Source organism: Pseudomonas paraglycinae, from assembly GCF_021601625.1.
Taxonomy (GTDB): Bacteria; Pseudomonadota; Gammaproteobacteria; order Pseudomonadales; family Pseudomonadaceae; genus Aquipseudomonas; species Aquipseudomonas paraglycinae.
This window is the reverse complement of sequence record NZ_BQHR01000006.1, coordinates 291,319-309,934: the sequence shown is the minus strand read 5'-3', so window position 1 is coordinate 309,934 and position 18,616 is coordinate 291,319. Positions and strand designations below refer to the sequence as shown.

The 18,616-nt window shown below is 61.5% G+C and carries 14 protein-coding genes and 1 pseudogene; 6 read left to right on the top strand and 9 right to left on the bottom strand.

The window, feature by feature from the left end; translation table 11 throughout:
- Nucleotides 1–231, bottom strand: a pseudogene (locus tag L6D82_RS11845) (energy transducer TonB); the annotation flags it as partial.
- A gap of 1,079 nt (nucleotides 232–1,310) precedes the next feature.
- Here L6D82_RS11845 and L6D82_RS11840 point away from each other — a divergent pair.
- Nucleotides 1,311–1,934, top strand: coding sequence for a glutathione S-transferase N-terminal domain-containing protein (locus L6D82_RS11840; protein ID WP_236189115.1), 624 nt, complete (start codon nucleotides 1,311–1,313; stop codon nucleotides 1,932–1,934).
- Between the two features lie 141 nt (nucleotides 1,935–2,075).
- Here the strand turns inward: L6D82_RS11840 and L6D82_RS11835 are convergent, their stop codons facing one another.
- Nucleotides 2,076–2,516 carry a CBS domain-containing protein gene (locus L6D82_RS11835; protein ID WP_221533180.1) on the bottom strand — a complete coding sequence of 147 codons (441 nt, stop codon included), beginning with the start codon at nucleotides 2,514–2,516 and terminating at the stop codon, nucleotides 2,076–2,078.
- Nucleotides 2,517–2,705: 189 nt separating this feature from the next.
- Here L6D82_RS11835 and L6D82_RS11830 point away from each other — a divergent pair, with 189 nt between their 5' ends.
- The gene (locus L6D82_RS11830; protein ID WP_236189114.1) at nucleotides 2,706–5,066 is read left to right on the top strand and encodes a DNA polymerase II; all 2,361 of its coding nucleotides are present in this window, start codon (nucleotides 2,706–2,708) and stop codon (nucleotides 5,064–5,066) included.
- On the opposite strand, the gene L6D82_RS11825 is transcribed toward L6D82_RS11830, so the two are convergent.
- The 3 genes from L6D82_RS11825 to L6D82_RS11815 form a co-directional block, all read right to left on the bottom strand.
- Nucleotides 5,031–5,501, bottom strand: a complete 471-nt coding sequence (locus L6D82_RS11825) for a DUF1810 domain-containing protein (RefSeq protein ID WP_134022301.1) — start codon at nucleotides 5,499–5,501, stop codon at nucleotides 5,031–5,033. The two genes, L6D82_RS11830 and L6D82_RS11825, sit on opposite strands and share 36 nt — an antisense overlap.
- A 29-nt stretch (nucleotides 5,502–5,530) precedes the next feature.
- A complete protein-coding gene (locus tag L6D82_RS11820; RefSeq protein WP_102687118.1) occupies nucleotides 5,531–6,352 on the bottom strand; it encodes an aldo/keto reductase in 822 nt (273 codons plus the stop codon).
- A gap of 90 nt (nucleotides 6,353–6,442) precedes the next feature.
- Entirely contained in the window at nucleotides 6,443–7,591 is a 1,149-nt protein-coding gene (locus L6D82_RS11815; RefSeq protein WP_236189113.1) for an aldose epimerase family protein, read from the bottom strand.
- Between the two features lie 246 nt (nucleotides 7,592–7,837).
- Here L6D82_RS11815 and L6D82_RS11810 point away from each other — a divergent pair, with 246 nt between their 5' ends.
- The 3 genes from L6D82_RS11810 to L6D82_RS11800 all read left to right on the top strand — a co-directional run bounded on the left by L6D82_RS11810 (nucleotide 7,838) and on the right by L6D82_RS11800 (nucleotide 10,774).
- Complete coding sequence (locus tag L6D82_RS11810) at nucleotides 7,838–8,587, top strand: hypothetical protein (protein WP_236189112.1); 750 nt, start codon at nucleotides 7,838–7,840, stop codon at nucleotides 8,585–8,587.
- An 81-nt stretch (nucleotides 8,588–8,668) separates the two neighbouring features.
- On the top strand, nucleotides 8,669–9,883 hold the full coding sequence (locus tag L6D82_RS11805) for an MFS transporter (RefSeq protein WP_102717059.1): 1,215 nt from the start codon (nucleotides 8,669–8,671) through the stop codon (nucleotides 9,881–9,883).
- A gap of 105 nt (nucleotides 9,884–9,988) precedes the next feature.
- On the top strand, nucleotides 9,989–10,774 hold the full coding sequence (locus L6D82_RS11800; protein ID WP_011335062.1) for a sulfite exporter TauE/SafE family protein: 786 nt from the start codon (nucleotides 9,989–9,991) through the stop codon (nucleotides 10,772–10,774).
- Here L6D82_RS11800 and L6D82_RS11795 read toward each other — a convergent pair.
- Nucleotides 10,756–11,232 carry a GNAT family N-acetyltransferase gene (locus tag L6D82_RS11795; protein ID WP_236189110.1) on the bottom strand — a complete coding sequence of 159 codons (477 nt, stop codon included), beginning with the start codon at nucleotides 11,230–11,232 and terminating at the stop codon, nucleotides 10,756–10,758. The two genes, L6D82_RS11800 and L6D82_RS11795, sit on opposite strands and share 19 nt — an antisense overlap.
- Nucleotides 11,233–11,442: 210 nt before the next feature.
- Between L6D82_RS11795 and L6D82_RS11790 the strand changes: the two genes are divergently transcribed.
- Complete coding sequence (locus L6D82_RS11790; protein WP_236189120.1) at nucleotides 11,443–12,009, top strand: DUF4174 domain-containing protein; 567 nt, start codon at nucleotides 11,443–11,445, stop codon at nucleotides 12,007–12,009.
- Between the two features lie 66 nt (nucleotides 12,010–12,075).
- On the opposite strand, the gene L6D82_RS11785 is transcribed toward L6D82_RS11790, so the two are convergent.
- The 3 genes from L6D82_RS11785 to L6D82_RS11775 form a co-directional block, all read right to left on the bottom strand.
- Complete coding sequence (locus L6D82_RS11785; RefSeq protein WP_236189108.1) at nucleotides 12,076–14,139, bottom strand: autotransporter outer membrane beta-barrel domain-containing protein; 2,064 nt, start codon at nucleotides 14,137–14,139, stop codon at nucleotides 12,076–12,078.
- 196 nt (nucleotides 14,140–14,335) lie between these two features.
- Nucleotides 14,336–17,923: an ATP-binding protein gene (locus L6D82_RS11780; protein WP_236189106.1), complete on the bottom strand. Its 3,588-nt coding sequence runs from the start codon at nucleotides 17,921–17,923 to the stop codon at nucleotides 14,336–14,338.
- A 3-nt stretch (nucleotides 17,924–17,926) separates the two neighbouring features.
- Nucleotides 17,927–18,550, bottom strand: a complete 624-nt coding sequence (locus L6D82_RS11775) for a response regulator transcription factor (protein ID WP_236189103.1) — start codon at nucleotides 18,548–18,550, stop codon at nucleotides 17,927–17,929.
- Between the last annotated feature and the right edge of the window lie 66 nt (nucleotides 18,551–18,616).

Here is an 18,616-nt window from a genome sequence, read left to right as displayed (position 1 = left end):
TTCCGGAATTTCCGGTGGCGTGGGCAGCGGCTCGGCCCGCGCCTGCTGGAAAAACCACCAGGCGCCGCCGTGTATCAGCGCCGACACCGCCACCAGCAACAGCATCTGCTGTTTGTTCAGGCCGCCGGGCTGCGAAGTGTTGGCCTTGTAGACGGGTCGACCCGCCACCGACGCAAGCGCTGCGTTCGGTACTGGCCCCGGCGGCGTTCTGTGCTTTACCGCATCGTTCATTAAAGCTCCCTCGGGTGGATGAAGGGCAATAAGGTGCCGTTCGAACAACACAGCGTTGTTCGAGTGAGTGGTCGCAACTTTCATACGGGTGTGCAGAAGCCGATAGTTGAACTATCTATTGAACAGGGCTTGTGCAGCGTGTTGTTTCAGTAATGCCGACTTCGATGGTTCATTGATCCGGTCCGTGGCTGTTCTTTTATAAGTGAGTGTGCAATTGAGTGGCGAATATCGTTCTTGCCCTCATGGTTGATGCAATAGCAACCGCTGTGCCAAACAGTAAACAAATGTGTAGCGGTTATTTCACGGATGATACGTATGTCGCATTTATATAAGTTTCATCAGGCACGCCGGTTTTCATGGGCGCATAACCTCCCGACGGCCCTGTTTGCAGGGCTTTTTCAAAGGCGAGACAGGCCTGGCGCGGTATCGCGCTGTTCAGCGAGATAGAGCGGCTGTTCTCGTGTCGGCCAGGACGCGTGATGGTGCGTGGCGGACTGATTTGGTGCGGGTCAGTGTTTTAGCGGGTCACAGGCGCTGTTCCTTGTTCTTGTCTAAATAAAATCGCGTTCGGGGTAATGATTGATAGTGCAGTTTTGGTGCGCTTCGGAGATTAACGCCGAACAGCGAAAGTTGTAGCAGTGTGCTGTCTAGAAGTTATTGTCGAACAATGTGTTGTTGCATTCATTAATGCAGCGCGCACGCAATGACTTCTTGCGTGCTATTTAAAAAATAAATAGTGCAGGCGTTCAGGTAATAAAAGGAATGCACGGACAGTTCGCAGGACGAACACGGCGCAGGTACAGGGGCACGGAGAGAAGAGTGTGGCGCAGCAGATGAAGATTCACGCGGTGAACTCCTTGTTGCCAGCTCGGATACGCGAACTTTTGGTTCGGTATCGCACCTTACAAGAACGCGGATAGCGTTCGCTGATTGCTCTTGGTGCGGGATGGGCACCGCCAGCGCTGTTTTGCGAGATCAGGGATTCGCAAGCTGCCGATGAATGCGCAATCCGTGCCAAATTCGATACAACAGCTATAAATAGGGCCAGGCAGGATGCCTTTCGCAGTGGAGGAGGGGATATGTATCAGCTCTACGGACATCGCAATTCAGGGGCGGCGGCCATCGAGGCGGCGCTCGAGCTGTGTCAGGTGGCTTACCGCTTCATCGATATCGAGGCCAGCGCGGAAGCGGCGCAGGAGCTGGCGCGGCTCAATCCGCTCAAACAGATCCCGACCCTGCAACTGCCGAACGGCAGTGTCATCACCGAAAGTGCGGCGATCCTGATTCATCTGGGGCAAAGCTTTGCGCAATCCGGCCTGCTGCCGGCCAACGGCACTGACCGCGATCAGGCGATTCGGGGCCTGGTGTACATCGTCAGCAATTGCTATGCGGCCATCGGGATTATTGATTACCCGGAACGCTGGCTGGTGATGCCGGACGAGGCCTCGCGGCAGAATTTGATGGCGGGGGCGCGGGAACGACTGCACTGGAGCTGGGAGGTGTTTGCCGATCAGTTCTCGGCCGAGCTGTACCTGGACGATGAAACACCGGGCGCACTGGATGTGCTGGCGGCGGTGGTCACGCGCTGGGCCGGTGCCCGCGAACACCTGCGCCAGGCCCGACCCGGTTTCCATGCGTGGCTGCAGCGCATCGACCGACACCCGGTGCTGGCGCCGGTCTTTGCGCGGCATTGGCCTGGTTAAGAAATCGAATCAGATGGTGATCGTTGATCGTTCCCACGCTCCGCGTGGGAATGCAGCCCGGGACGCTCCGCGTCCCAAAGCGTGACGCAGAGCGTCACAAGAGGCGTTCCCACGCAGAGCGTGGGAACGATCAAACCGGAACTATTCCCCGCGAATGTACTGCTCCAGCTGTTTGATCAGCTCGGCCTGTTCGGCAATCGCTTCCTTGACCAGGTCGCCGATCGACAGCAGGCCGATCAGTTTGCCGTCCTCCACCACGGGCAAGTGACGCAGGCGTTTGTCGGACATGATGCCCAGGCAAGTGTCGACGGTCTGGTGGGTGTCCACCGTGATCACGTTCGCCACCATGATGTCGCGCACCGGCGTGCCCACCGAGGAGCGCCCGTGCAGCACCAGTTTGCGCGCGTAATCGCGCTCGCTGATGATGCCCACCACTTTGTCGTCTTCCACCACGAGCAAGGCGCCGACGTTCTTCTCGGCCATTTTCATCAGCGCTTCGAGCACCATGTGATCGGGTTTGATCTGGTGCACTTCCTGATTTTTCGGATCTTTGAGCTTGAGCAGCTGGGCGACGGTTTTCATGGCGGTTACTCAGGTGTTGTCGTTGTTCTCCAAGCATCGTAGACGCAGGCGCGCAGGGCAAGGCCGCAAAACGGCAGATAACACGCAAAAAACGTCATTTGACCGGGTTTTTCATGGCGAGGCCTTTGTCACGGGTTACGGCAATGCCGCGTAGAATGCCCGTCTGAATCAATTCCTGAGGTTGCAGTGGTGGATTTACAGCAGGGCTTCGTCCTGACCCGGCATTGGCGCGACACCCCGGCCGGCACCGAAGTCGAGTTCTGGCTGGCGACCGACGCCGGGCCGCGCCGTGTGCGCCTGCCGCATCAGCCGTCGGTGGCGTTCATCCCGGCGGCGCAGCGCGAGCAGGCCGAACGGGTGCTGGCGGACGAAAAGAACGTCGAGCTGCGCCCCCTGGCCTTGCAGGATTTCGAGCATCGCCCGGTGCTCGGTCTGTATTGCCAGCAGCACGGTCAGTTGATGCGTCTGGAGACCGCGCTCAACCGCCACAGTGTCGATGTCTTCGAAGCCGACGTGCGACCACCCGAGCGCTACCTGATGGAGCGTTTCATCACCGCACCGGTCTGGTTCAGCGGCACGCCCGATGCCGACGGTGTGCTGCTCGACGCCCACCTCAAGCCAGCGCCCGACTATCGTCCGCAACTGCGGCTGGTCTCGCTGGACATCGAAACCACCGAGCAGGGCGAGCTGTATTCCATCGCGCTGGAAGGCTGCGGCGAACGGCAGGTGTACATGCTCGGCGCACCAAACGGCGATGACAGCCTTGTCGACTTCGACCTCGAGTACTGTGAATCGCGCACCCTGATCCTCAAGAAGCTTAATGACTGGTTTGCCCGCCACGACCCCGACGCCATCATCGGCTGGAATCTTGTGCAGTTCGACCTGCGCATCCTTCACGAACACGCCCGGCGTCTCGGCGTGCCGCTCAAGCTCGGGCGTGGCGGCGAGGAAATGCAGTGGCGCGAACACGGCAGCCGCAATCACTACTTCGCTGCAGCGGCGGGACGGTTGATCATCGACGGCATCGAATCCCTGCGTTCGGCGACCTGGAGCTTTCCCTCGTTCAGCCTGGAAAACGTCGCCCAGACTTTGCTTGGCGAAGGCAAATCCATCGACAATCCGTACCAGCGCATGGACGAGATCAACCGCATGTTCGCCGAGGACAAACCGGCGCTCGCCAAGTACAACCTCAAGGACTGCGAGCTGGTCACGCGGATCTTCGCCAAGACCGAACTGCTGAAATTTTTGCTCGAGCGCGCCAGCGTCACCGGCCTGCCGGCGGATCGCAGCGGCGGCTCGGTGGCGGCGTTCACGCATTTGTACATGCCGCTGATGCACCGCCAGGGTTTTGTGGCGCCGAACCTCGGCACCAATCCACCGCAGGCCAGTCCCGGCGGGTTTGTCATGGACTCGCAACCGGGGCTGTACGAATCGGTGCTGGTGCTCGACTACAAGAGCCTTTATCCGTCGATCATCCGTACCTTTCTGATCGACCCGGTGGGCTTGATCGAAGGCTTGCAGCATCCTGACGACAGCGACTCGGTGGCAGGTTTTCGCGGCGCTCGTTTCTCTCGCACCCGGCATTGCCTGCCGTCCATCGTCGCCCGGGTCGCCGAGGGTCGCGAGACCGCCAAGCGCGAACACAACGCGCCGTTGTCCCAGGCGCTGAAGATCATCATGAACGCCTTCTACGGTGTGCTCGGTTCCAGCGGTTGCCGGTTTTTCGATACGCGGCTGGCTTCATCGATCACCCTGCGCGGCCACGAAATCATGTTGCGCACTCGGCAACTGATCGAGGCTCAGGGGCATGCGGTGATTTATGGCGACACCGACTCGACATTTGTCTGGCTGCGTCGCCCCCACGGTCAGGAAGAAGCGGCGACCATTGGCCGGGCGCTGGTTGCGCACGTCAACGACTGGTGGCGCGAGCATGTGCGTGAGCAGTACGGGCTGGAAAGCGCCCTCGAATTGCAGTTCGAAACCCACTACAAGCGCTTCCTGATGCCGACCATCCGTGGCGCGGAAGAGGGCAGCAAAAAGCGCTACGCCGGTCTGGTGACCCGCGCCGACGGCAGCGAAGAAATGGTCTACAAAGGCCTGGAAACCGTGCGCACTGACTGGTCGCTGCTGGCCCGGCAATTCCAGCAGGAGCTGTACGAGCGGATCTTCCAGCGCAAGCCGTATCAGGAATACGTGCGCGAGTACGTGCGCAAGACGTTGGCCGGCGAGTTCGACGAACGACTGGTTTACCGCAAGCGCCTGCGCCGCACCCTCGACGACTACGAACGCAACGTGCCGCCCCACGTGCGCGCCGCGCGGCTGGCCGACGATTACAACGCGCAGCACGGTCGCCCGCGCCAGTACCAGAACGGCGGCTGGATCAGCTACGTCATCACCCTGGCCGGGCCCGAACCGCTGGAAGTGCGCCGCGCGGCAATCGACTACGACCACTACATCACCCGCCAGCTGCAACCGGTGGCGGATGCGATCCTGCCGTTTGTCGACGACGATTTCTCAACCCTGATCGGGGGACAACTGGGCCTGTTTTGAGTCCAGCAGTTGCAGGGTCCATTCGTCCTGAATGCCGTGGAAATAACGCTCCAGCGCCTGATGCCAGAGGCTGTCGTCGTCCGCGAACTGGGCGAACAGGGTCATTGATGAGTGGAATTTCAGGTCGTCCGGATGGCCGAAAATCTCGGCAATCGAACGCTGCTGAACATTCAGCACAAGCTGCGTGCAAGTCCGCAGCCGGGCGCCGAGCAACGGGTGGTCGAGGTAGGCGCGGGTTTCCGGCGCCGAGCTGATCGCGAACCGCCGCGACATCTCGCTGCCCCCGAGCCCGGCGAACTGCGGGAACACAAACCACATCCAGTGGCTGCGCTTGTGGCCCTCGCCGAGCTCGCGCTGGACCCGTTCGAACACCGGATCCTGAGCGAGCACGAAGCGTTGCAGGTTGAATGGATCGTCCTGATCAGTGCTTCTCATGGCGAAGCCCTCTGTCAGTCGGCGGTGGCTCAGACCATGGCCAGCCGCTGCTTGCGTTGTGGCGCGTGAAACGCCTGGTCCAGCGCCGCCAGATCCCCGGCATCAAGTTGAAGCTGCGCCGCTTGTGCATTGAGCTGCACGTGTTCCGGGCGCACGGCCTTGGGAATCGCAATCACCCCATCCTGACGCAGAATCCACGCCAGCGAAACCTGTGCCGGGGTCACGCCGTGACGAGCGGCAATCTGTTTCAGCACCGGCTCGGCAAGCATGGCGCCGCCCTGGCCGATCGGGCAGTACGCCATTAGCGGCATGCGCTGTTGCTGGCACCACGGCAGCAGGTCGAATTCGATGCCGCGTTCTTCCAGGTTGTACAGCACCTGATTGGTCGCGCAGACCGAACTCGACAGTTCCTCAAGATCATCGACATCGAAGTTCGACACGCCCCAGCGACCGATCTTGCCGTCCTCGCGCAGACGCTCGAAGGCTTCGACGGTTTCTTCCAGCGGATACTGGCCGCGCCAATGCAGCAAATAGAGGTCGATGTAATCGGTGTCGAGCCGGCGCAGACTGCGCTCGCAAGCCTGGGGAATGCCTTTGCGGCTGGCGTTGTGCGGGTAGACCTTGCTCACCAGAAACACTTGATCGCGCAGGCCGGCGATGGCTTCGCCGACCACGCTTTCGGCACCGCCCTCGGCGTACATTTCGGCGGTGTCGATCAGGGTCATGCCCAGCTCGATGCCGCTGCGCAGGGCCGCGACTTCACGCTTGTGCGCCGAGCGGTCTTCGCCCATGCGCCAGGTGCCCTGGCCAATCACCGGCACCTGCACGCCAGCCAATTCGAGGGTACGCATTCAAACCTCCTTTCTGAAACGGTCGATACCTTGGGTGGGCAGCAGGATAGCCCACGGGTTCCGTCCGGTTCCAGAAAGGAGGTCAGGTGCTTACTTGGCGGAGAACTTCAACACCACGCTCTGGGTGTAGGTCTGGCCGGGATCGAGGCGGGTACTCGGGAAGTTCGGCTGGTTCGGCGAGTCCGGGTAGTGCTGGGTTTCCAGGGTGAACGCGCCCCAATGCGGATAGACCTTGCCACCCTTGCCCTTGACCGTGCCGTCGAGGAAGTTGCTGGTGTAGAACTGCACGCCCGGTTCATTGGTGTACAGCTGCAAATGGCGACCGGACTGCGGGTCGCTGACTTCGGCGGCGAGTTTGCTGACGTCACCCTTGGTGTCCAGCGCCCAGTTGAAATCGAAACCGCCTTGTTTCTCTTCAGCGAATTTCAATTGCGGGTGATCGGCCTTGATGTGCTGGCCGATGGCGGTGGGTTTGGTGAAGTCCATCGGCGTGCCGGCCACGGGGGCCAGTTCGCCGGTCGGGATCAGTTTGGCGGTGACCGGTGTGTAATGGCTGGCGTGCAGGGTGGCGACTTGCTTGAGGATGTCGCCGTTGCCGGCGCCGGCGAGGTTGAAGTAGCTGTGGTTGGTCAGGTTGAGCACCGTCGGTTTGTCGGTGCTGGCCTTGTAGTCGATGCGCAGCTCGTTAGAGTCGGTGAGGCGGTAGGTCACTTCGGTGGTGAGGTTGCCGGGGAAACCCATTTCACCATCCGCCGACAGATAGGTCAGGGTCACACCGACCGAATCCTTGTCCTTGGTTTCCTTCGCCTTCCAGACCTTTTTGTCGAAGCCCTGAGTGCCGCCATGCAAGGCGTTGGTCTTGTCGTTCTGCGGCACCTGGTAGCGTTTGCCGTCGAGTTCGAAGGCGCCGTCGGCCAGGCGATTGCCGAAGCGGCCGATGGTAGCGCCGAAGTACGCGGTGCCTTTCTGGTAACCCTGCACATCGTCGAAACCGAGGACGATGTCGTCGAGCTTGCCGTGTTTGTCCGGTACCTGCAGCGCCTGCAAGGTCGCGCCGTAGGTGATGACCGTGGCTTGCATGCCGTGGCTGTTGCGCAGGATGTATTGCTCGACGGGCGTGCCGTCATTGGTCTTGCCGAAGGCTTTGTGTTCGCTGGTCAGGCCGGCGGCCTGGGCGGTGAGGGTGGCGATCATCAGGGACAGTCCGAGGCCGCAGAGTGAGTGTCGGGATTGAAGCATGGTTGACCTTCCTTTTTGTTGTTGTTTTGAAAATCTTTAAATAGTCATGCTAATTAATGGGTGAATGGGAATTTATAGCGGATTAAACGATTAATGCAAAAATAAAGTCGGACTTAATGCCTTAAGCAGTTAGCGCCGAAGGTCGGGAATCCACGCCGGCACTGCACTTTTGCGAAATCCCCGGCTCTATCCATGGCCAGGGTGCGGTGACTTCCGCCGCACAGGAACGTGTCCGTCAAAGAATTCATGCCGAGAGTTTTGCACCCCATCACTGCATTCATTCATCGCCCGTGCCTGCTGCTGGCCTGCCTGTCGACGCTGTTGCTCGGCGGTTGCAGCCATCAGGACGGCAACAATTTCATCACCCAGATGCGCGAGGGCAGGCCTCAGGAATTTCTCCAGACCAGCGTCGATCGCATGGCCACACTGGCGATGCGCGACAACCTCGACAGCCTCTATCGCTTGATGGGCAAGTTGTACCTGCGCAACCCGGACGAGCTGCGCAAATCCGGGTTCCTCGACGTCAAGACCGCGGTCAAACAAGTGCGGCTGGCCATCGAGCAGCAACAGCCTTTGCCGACCCTCGGCGGCAAAAAAGACCTGGCGGCGCTGAGCTATGCCATGAGCCCGGAGTTCCTCGGCGACCGGGTCGGCGCATTCATCTATGCGATCGGCAGCATGCTGGTCACCGCTCACGGCAATCGCACCGAGTTTTACATGACCGATGCGATCAACCCGACCTTCGTCAACAACGCCGCGCGCAACATCGAGAAAGCCACGTGGATCCTCGCCCAGCGGCAGAACAAGGAAGGCCAGCCGCTGCTGTTTTCCAACGAAATTTCCGAGGAGGGCAGCAACCTGAGTTTCGCCACGGAGTTCGGTAAAGTCGTGGCGCGTCTGGATCTGCTGACCCAGATGCTCGACGAGCGCTACCGGCGCATTGGCCTGAATTACGCCCAGAGCCTGCTGTTTTTGAATTTTTTGCCAGTGCAGTGAGCCAAGTCGGTTAGAGTGGCGGACGATCGTGTTTGTATACAATCTTTCGTCCGATTTGACTCAAAGGGAGCTGCACCTGTCATGACCGACCCCGCAAGCGCCGATTACACGAGCCTGGAACGTGCCACCCGCACCGACAAAATGCCTTACGCCGCGTTGCTGGCGTTTGCCATGACCGGCTTCATCGCCATCCTCACCGAAACCCTGCCGGCCGGTCTGTTGCCACAGATCGGCGCCGGTCTGAACGTCAGCGAAGTGCTGGCCGGGCAACTGGTGACGCTGTATGCGCTGGGCTCGATTGTCGCGGCGATTCCGCTGACGGTCGCCACCCGTGGCTGGGGGCGCAAGCGGGTGCTGCTGATGACGGTCGGCGGGTTTCTGCTGTTCAACACCATCACCACGTTTTCCAGCCATTACAGTTTGACCCTGGCCTCGCGGTTTCTGGCCGGGATGGCGGCGGGGCTGTCGTGGGGGATCATGGCCGGTTACGCGCGCGGGATCGTGCCGGTGCATCAGCAGGGCCGGGCCTTGGCGATTGCCATGCTCGGCACCCCGGTGGCCTTGTCGCTGGGCACGCCGGCCGGCACTTGGCTGGGCAACGTGATCGGCTGGCGCGCCTCGTTCGGGATCATGTCGGCACTGGCGCTGGTGCTGGCGGCGTGGATCGTCATCGCGGTGCCGGATCGTCCGGGTCAGGCCCGCGCCGAGCGTTTGCCGCTGATGCAGTCGCTGCGTTTGCCCGGCGTACGCCCGGTATTGTTTGTGGTGCTGACCTGGATGCTCGGCCACAACATTCTCTACACCTACATCGCGCCGTTTCTGACGCAGGCCGGTCTTGGCGAACGTGTCGATCTGGTGCTGCTGGTCTTCGGTCTGTGCTCGCTGCTGGGGATCTGGATTATCGGCCTGCTGGTGGATCGCTGGCTGCGCGGGCTGGCGCTGATCAGCCTCGCGGTGTTTGCCGTGACCGCACTGGTGCTGGCACTGGTCGCGCCGTCGCCTTGGCTGATTTATGCGTGCATGGCGGTGTGGGGCCTGTCGTTCGGTGGCTCGGCGACGTTGCTGCTGACTGCCGCAGCGGACTCCGCCGGAGAACATGTGGATGTGGTGCAAGCGATGCTCACCACTTCGTGGAACGTGGCGATTGCCGGCGGCGGATTGTTCGGTGGTTTGCTGCTGGACCGGGCAGGGGCAATGTCGTTTCCGTGGGCATTGCTGATCCTGTCGCTGATCGCACTGGCGACGGTCTGGCTGAACAGCACTCACAGTTTCAAACCGGGCCGACGACAGCACTGATACTGATGAAATGGCATAACGATAGATCCTATCGATATAGGGCGTTATAAGAAAACTGGTTATCCTGCGGGCCGGATTTTTCCTGTGGTTTGTCTGGACGTCTTAATGGAATTGGCAAATTTCGGCCTGGTGATTGCCGGGCTGGTCGTGGGGTTCATCGTCGGTATGACCGGTGTCGGCGGCGGTTCGTTGATGACGCCGATCCTGCTGTGGTTCGGTATCAATCCGGCCACGGCGGTGGGCACGGATCTGCTGTACGCCGCCATCACCAAATCCAGCGGCGTGCTGGTCCACAGGAAGAACAAGAACATCGACTGGGCCATCACCGGCTGGCTGACCCTGGGCAGTGTCCCGGCGGTGGCGATGACCTTGTGGTTCCTCAGCACCCTGCACACCGCACCGGACGCGATGAACGCCATCATCAAGCAGGCCCTGGGCTTCGTGCTGTTCGCCACGGCGCTGGCGATTCTGTTCAAGAAGCGCCTGCTGGAATTCGCCCACAAACGTGCCGGCGGCAACTACAACCCCAGCGGCGCGCGCCTGAATGTCATGACCGTGATCACCGGTCTGATCCTCGGCACCATGGTTGCCCTGACCTCCATCGGCGCCGGCGCCCTCGGCACCGTCGCGCTGTTCATCCTTTATCCGTTGCTGCCGACCCGCCGCCTGGTCGGCACCGAAATCGCCCACGCCGTACCGCTGACCCTGGTCGCCGGCCTCGGCCACGCGAGCATGGGCAACATGGACTGGGGCGTGCTGGGCTTTCTGCTGGTCGGCTCGCTGCCGGGCATCTGGCTCGGCAGCCACCTGACCGGCCGCGTCTCCGATGAACTGCTGCGCCCGTGCCTGGCGACGATGCTGGTGTTGATCGGTTACAAGCTGGCGTTCTGATCGAGCGCGCGCTTCATCACCGTCACCGGCAATCCGTCGTACTCCGTTTCTTCCAGCACCTCCCAACCCAGCCGCGCATACAGCGACTGCGCGGCATCGGTGTACAGGTACAACTGCGGCACGCCCAGTGCGGCAGCTTCCTCGGCGATGCGGTTGACCAGTTGCGAGGCGATGCCGCGACCACGCTGTTCGGCCTTCACGTAGACCCCGGCCAGCCACGGCGTCAATTGCGGACGGGCATCCATGTCGCTGTCGATCAGCAGCGCACCGCCGAGCAGTTTTCCGTCTTCGATCGCCACTACCACGCTGGGAATCGCACCTTTGCCGCAGGCGGCGCGCATACGTTCGGTGCGGCTGGCGAGGGTGTCTTCGGGTTTGTACTGGCCCCATTCCTTGAAGTTGAGTTCGGCCAGTTCTTCAATCAGTTCGGGGTGATCGCACAGGTAGTCGATGTGCATGCGCGTTGAACTCCATTTCACAGGTTGGACAGCCACCCTAATGCGGTCATAAAAGGTAATCAAATGCGCGACATGATCGCGCCCGACCGGTTGCGCAAAATCGGTGCTGACCTAAGCTTTGGGCAAGGCGAAACACTTTTGCCGGGCAGCCCCCGGAACAATCGCCGAGATGCGCAATCATTAGAGCGTGGATATCAAAAGGAGATGCGCATGCTCATCAGGTCACTGACCCTGACACTCTTGCTGGCGATTGCCGGCCCCCTGTTCGCCGCCGACGGCGATTCCCCTCTGGACGTCGACAAGGGCATTAACCGCCCATTGATCGTGATCGCTTCCAGTACGGTCGATTCTTATTGGGTCAGCCTGAAAAAAGCGCTGGACGACCCGGCCAACAAACAAGGCATCGCCGACCGCAAGATCAAGGTTTACACCATCCTGAGCATGAGCGGTCAGGTCGATGGCAAAAGCCTCGAGCAGCAGCAAACCATGGCGCTGCTGCGCTCGCTGAAGTTGGGCGCGGGGGCGTATCCGAAGGTCTTCCTGGTGGGTAAGGATGGCGAGACCAAACTGACGGCTTCGGGGGAGGAAACCGCGGCGGTCGATTTGAAGAAGATCTTCGACACGATTGATGCGCTGCCTGCCGCCGAGAAAGAAACTACTTCCACCGTGGTCACCGCCCCGGCCGCTGCAGAACCGGCGCCGGCCAAGGGCGCGAAAGGGACAAAACCGGCGAAGCCGACCAAACCGGCCAAGCCGCCGGAAATGCCGGATGACTGATTGAGGCAGGCTCTGAATAAGAATGGCGAACGTTATCAAGCGTTCGCCATTTTTTTTGCCCGACTGTCACCAACTGTAGCGATACCCGACATTCACGGCCCACGGCTGCTCGATATCGCTGCCCTTTGTGTACTGGCCTTCGACATACGCATGGTGGTTCTGCGCGGCCGTCAGCATCAGGCCGCCGCCCAGTTCGGCCCGTGACCCCGGCAGGCGGCTGTCGAGCCGTGCACCGCTGACGGTCACTTCGCTATCGCCGGCATGCTTGGTGACCCACGCGGCTTTCACGTATGGCTTGATCCGCAGGCCCTGGTCCAGCTGCCATTCGCGACCGAACTGACCGCCGACCCGGCTCTGCACCGAGGTCATTGCATCCTGCCGCACGTCCAGCCCGTTGCTGGCGACGTAGTCGCCACCGCTGATGTGTGTCACCTGCAAACCGGCCTGCGGCTCGACGAACCAGCCCCGACCCAGATCGATGATCTTGCCGAGCTGCGTTTCTGCGCTCACGGCATGGTTGCTGTATTGCGCCTTGACCGGCTCACCGAGGTTGCTGGTGATCTTGATTTCGTTGTCCAGCCGCGAATATTTCAGTGCGCCATCGACATACAACCCGCCCTGATCCTGATAGCTGGCGTAGGCACCGAACGTGGTGCTGTCGATCGTGCCCTTGCTGCGCTCACCGAAATCCTGGCGGCCCTGACCCTGACCGAACAGCGCACCGACGTACAGCGTGCCATTGGCCATTGGCAGTGCCTTGTCAGCGCCGATTTCCACGCCGTTGGCCTGCTGTTGAAAAGCGCGACTGGTGCGGGAGTCGAGTTTTTGTTCGGCGCCGTAACCCCGAGCCCAAATGCCGCCCTGATCGTTGTCCGAACGCAAGTCGGAAAAGTGCTGCCGGGTGCTGGCGTTCTGTGCGTCGAGCAGCGCGGCGGTGGCGGCCTGACTGGCGACAGCGGCGTTCGCGCCTTTGCTGAGTGTCAGTGCTTGCGGCTGCGGAGTTGCGGGTGGTTGACTCACAACCGGTTGCACCCCGGATTCGGGGCGCCCTTCGACCGGTTTTGTCACAGGTTCAGGCTGGCCGTCGACGGGAGGAGTCTGCGACTCATCGGTATTTTCATCAGGGTTGCTGACCGCCGGTTTGCCCAGGTACCAGTCATCGCCCTGTTTCTGCAACGAGTAGCGATAGGCGCCGGCGTCCACCGTGCCGCCGAACAGCTGGAAGTCGCCGTTGCCGCCGTTGCCATCAACCAGCATCAGGGCTTGTTGTTCGCCCGACGGTGCCGTACCGGAGTCGGCCACCACCAACGTGTGCAGATCGTTGATCGGCCCCTGCACCATGAGCAGGTCACCGCGCAACGACGCCAGGTCGGTGTTCATCGCGAAGGTCCCACTGCCGTTCAACGGGCCATTGGTGGTCAGGGTGTGGAATGCGCCGCTGATGGCGGGGTCGGCAAACTCGACCCGGCCGGAAATGAGGTTGGCGCCGTTCAGGGTTGCGTCGCCCTTGAGGCGCAGCAGCGCGCCGTCGTTAAGCGTCGTGTCGCTCGCGGCGGCTCCGGCACCCAAAACCATCAAGCCGCCCTGATTGACGGTGGTGTCGAACACGCCGGTGCCCGCCACGCTGGCGAGCACTCCGCCTTGATTGATCACGGTGTCGCGAACCGTGGCGCGGTCCTGGACCGATACCGAGCCTCCCTGATTGACCGTGGTCTGCTGCAGTTGGCCGGCCATGTAGACCGTCATTTCGGCGTTGGTCACGCGGGTATTCTTGGCGCTGGCATCGTTGAAGACATACATCGTGCCGCCGTCCAGTTGCGTGTCGCTGACCACCGCGTTCTGTGCAACTTCCAGGTCGCCGTCGAGCACTTGCGTGGTCATTGCTGTGGCGGAACCGGCGACCACCATCACGCCATTTTCGACGAGAGTGCCCTGTACCCGGGCATCGTCGTGAACCTCGAAGTGGCCGGTGCCCTTGACGATGGTGCCGGTCGCACGGCTCTCCTCCAGTAACCGGATCACGCCATTGCTGACCGAGCTGTCGCTGAGCGCGCCTCCAGTACCGACGCTGAAAGTCGTGCCATCGTCGACCAGAACATTGGCTTGCGGGGTGGTCAGGCACGTATTCACAACGCAATCGGTCGCAGAGGCTGGCAAGGCAACGGCTCCCATCATCAGCAAGCCACCCGACAACGAAACCCGAGAAAACCGCACACCCGATACAAACATGATCACCCGCCGCCAACCGAATTGAGAGGCGGCGAATTCTGCTCAGGCGTGGGGGCGGGGTAACGCAGGCACTTCCCAAGTTTTTGTAGGAAGCGTCCTACAGCGAAACGCTATGCAAGGCCACTTGCAGGTGTGCCTGCAAGCGCTTCATCTGCTGGCCGAAGGCTTCGAACAAACGGTGTACTTCCTGGCGCGTGGTGCTGACTTCGCAGGTCGACTCCAGTTGTTCGCACGCGGCAATCAGCGGCGCGGCGTGAATGATCCGCGCACTGCCGAGGATCTTGTGGCAGCAGCGTTTCATGCCCGGGAAATCCCCGGCCTGGAACAACGCCTGCATCGTCTCGAAGTCTTCCTGGTTGGTGCGCAGTACCGTGGCCAGCAGTTGCCGGGTTTGCGTGCTGTCGCCGGCGGTGATAGCGCTGACTTTCGACAGGTCGAAGCACGGAGCGGTCGCCTGTCGGGCCTGTTCCGCCTGACGCAGATAATCCTCCAGCGCACGGCGGGTGAGCGGCTTGAACAGGCAATCGTTCATGCCGGCATCCAGGCAACGCTGGATTTCCTCAGCCTGTGCATGGGCGGTGAGGCCCAGCACATGGGTGGGAGCGCGGCCCTCGGCGGCTTCGATGGCGCGTAATTGACGGGTCATCCTGTCGCCGTTGAGCAGCGGCATGTTGCAGTCGGTGATCAGGTAATCGAACGCGCCTTCGCGCCAAAGACGCAGGCCTTCGATCCCGTTTTCGGCGCAGGTCACGCGCATGCCCAGCGATTCCAGCTGACGCTGCAGCACCACGCGGTTGAACTCGTGATCCTCGACGATCAGCACATCCCGCACAGGTAATGGCGGCAGGTTTTCCGGGGCAATCTGCGCCAGCGGCTCGTGGTCGGGCAGGCGTTGCAGATCGATATTCAGCGTGAAGCAAGTGCCTTGCCCGGGGCGACTTTCGCAGGTCAACCGGCCGCCCATCAGTTCAGTCAGTTGCCGACAGATCGACAGCCCGAGTCCCGTGCCGGTCTGCACTTCGCTGTCACCGGCCTCGAATTGCGTGTAGGGCTGGAACAGACGCTGGCGCTGCTGATCGTCCAGGCCGATGCCGGTGTCGCGGACGGTCAGGCACAGATGAGCGCGGTCACCGTCGGGCGTCAGGTTGAGCTCGACGGTCACGCTTCCCTGCGGGGTGAACTTGATCGCATTGCTCAGCAGGTTCGAAAGAATTTGCCGAAAGCGCAGGGAGTCCAGCTCCACGGCGCTGTCGGCGTGGTCACTGATGAAGTTCAGTTCGAGGTTTTTCTGTCGGGCCAGGCTGGCGAATCCCTCAAGCACCGCGCGCGCCAGTTGTTCGGGATGGCAGCGGCTGCTGCGCAGTTCGAACTGGCCGGCCTCGATTTTGGTCAGGTCGAGAATCTCGCCGATCAACTCCATCATGCCGCCGGCGGACTGCTGGGCGATGTCGATCAGTTCGGTGTCGTCCGGGCGCGGGGCGTGCTGACGGCGCAACAGTTCGAGGACGCCGATCAGGGCGCTCATCGGTGTGCGGATCTCGTGGCTCATCACCGCCAGGAAATGGCTCTTTCCCCGGTTTGCCGCCTCGGCCTGATGCTTGGCCGCGAGCAAGGCGTGTTGCAGGTGCTGCTGTTCGGTGAGGTCGATCCAGCCGCCGATCACCCCGGTCATGGTGCCGTCGGAATCGCGGTAGGGCAGGGCCCAATGGTAGATGTGATAAGTCTTGTCCTTGACCGTCATGGTGAAGTTGTCGAACGACGGCTCGCCGCTTTCCAGCGTGGCGCGGTGGATGCGTTTGTACTGGTGGGCGGTATCCAGCGGCAGAATATTGGCCTCGATCAGCCCCTTGTTCAGCACCTGCTGCGGCTCGACTTCCATCACCTGCAGATAGGCGCGGTTGCCGCTCAGCAGCAGACCTTTGCGGTCGCGCACGTAGATCGGGTGCGGCGTGCCGTCGACCAGCACTTGCATGAACAGCAACTGATCGCTCAAGGCTTTCTGCGCTTTTTGCCGCTCGGCGATCTGCCGACGCAGGCCGAAATTCCACGCCAGAATGGCCAGCAGCACCGTCAACAGCACCAGCGTCGCGCGCAGAATCCAGTGTTTGTAGGTGCTCCAGTCATCCTGGCGGTCTTGCGAGTTCTGCCAGCGGTTGGCCAGATCGCTAAGCTCGTCCGGGGCGATATCGAGCAGTGCCTTGTCGAGGATCGAGATCAGCATGGCGTTCTGTTTGCCGCTGGAGAAACCGATCAGCGCCGGTTGTGAACCGAGCACCGAATCGATTTGCAGGCGGCCGCGAAAGAACCGGTCGATCAGATACGCCGCGCCCATCTGCGGCTGGATCACGCCATCGACCTGGCCTTCGGCGAGCAGTTCGTAGGTCTCGATCGGTGTTTCGACCGGCACGGTCTGGATGTCCGGCCATTCGCGCTCCAGCCAGTTGGCGGCGGCAGAGTCCTTGATGATCGCGACCCTATGGCCCTTGAGGCCGGCCAGCCCCTGACGTTCCGGTTGCGTGCGGGTGACCAGCACGAACGGGTTGATCACGTAGGCCCGGGAGAACGTCAGGCGTTCGTCGCGCCGGGCGCTGTAGGTCATCGCGCCGATCAGGCTGGGCGGATCCCGTTGCGCACGGCCGGTCATGGCGTCGACGGAGGACATCTTGACCGGCCGGAACGTCAGGCCGGTGCGGTCGTTGATCGTTTCCAGCAGATCGGCTGCCATACCGCGCAGCTGGCCTTCGTTGTCGAAGAAACTGAACGGTGAATAGCGGTCGTTGGCCAGGACCTCGATCTGCGGGTGATCCTTGATCCATTGCTGTTCGGCGGCAGTCAGTTGCAGGCGGTTGTAACCGAGTTTCGGGTTGGTACCGATGCCCCAGCGCCGGGCGATGACGGTGCGTTCCTGAGGCGTGATCTTGGCCATCGCGGCATTGAGCAGGCTGAGCAACCGCGCATCGTCCTGCTGCACGGCGAAGCTGAAGCCCAGCCCTTCGGAGTCGCGTTGAATGGTCTGTTTCAGGCTCTGCTGGTAGCTGCGTTCGAGCAGGTATTGCGCGGTAATCGCATCGGTCAGCAACACCATGCCTTCGCCGTAGGCCACCCGGCCGAGGCCTTGCTGGGTCGAATTGACGGCTTGCAGCGGATGTTCGGGAAACAGCGACGCCACTCGCTCCCGGGTGATCCAGTCCTGATCGAACAGCACGGTGGTGCCGGCGGGCAGCCGATCATTGGGCCAGTGGGTGCCGAAGTGGCTGACCAGCACGGCCTGATCATAGGCATAGGGCGCGCTCAAGCGCAGATCGCTGTAGTTCGTTTCGAGGTGATTGATGCGTGGCACCAGATCGACCTCGCCCTGTTGCAACGCGGCCAGGGCCTGGGCCTGACTGGTGTATTGCGCCACCTCGACTCGTAGGCCAAGGCTGCGGGCGATCACATCGAGATAGTCAGCCGACAGGCCTTCGTAATCTTTCTGGTTGGCGGTGATGTCCAGCGGTGGCCGATCTGGCGCATACACCCCGGCGCGCAGCACATTCTTGTTGGCCAGCCATTGGTGCTGGGCACTGTTGAGGGGCAGGGCGATCTGATTGTCAGCGGCACGGCTAAGCAGGTTCAGCGCCCCTGCATTCGCCATCAGCGCCAGCAGCGTCAGGCTCAACGCGCTCAGCCATCGTCCGAAACGCATGGTTCAGACCAGATGATTGCGTTTGGCGAAATCGATCAGCTCAAGCAGCGTGCCTGCGTTGAGTTTCTGCATCAGGCGCGTCTTGTAGGTGCTGACGGTCTTGTTGCTGAGCAGCATGTCATCGGCGATCTCCTTGTTGCTTTTGCCCTGAGCCAGACCATGCAACACCTTGAGCTCACGTCGCGACACGCCATCGAGCAACTGCGCATCGTCCCGGGCAAAATCGCTGGACCGCACCGAATTCAGCGCATTGACCGGAAACCACGTCTTGCCGCTGGCCACCGCTTTGAGCGCGGTGATGATCTCCACCGGATCATCGACCTTCGACAAAAACGCCGACACCCCGGCCCGCAGGCATTGCGCCGCATAGGCCTGGCTTTTCAACCCGGTGTGCACCAGCACATGAGCCTTGCTGCCGCCGATGCGCAGCCGGTCGATCACCGCCATGCCGTCGAGCTGCGGGATATCCAGGTCGAGCACAATCGCATCGGGCTTGAGCGCGAACGCCTGGCTCAACGCATCCACACCGTTGTCGCACTCACCCACAACCTCATGACCCTCACGGGCCAGAATCATCCCGATCGCCATGCGCACTACCGCGTGATCATCGACCAACAGCACTTTCATGGATCAATCCTCAGGCCCAGTTTCAGCATAGTCCGCAGGGGGTAACAGGCCCGGCGGATCGGATGC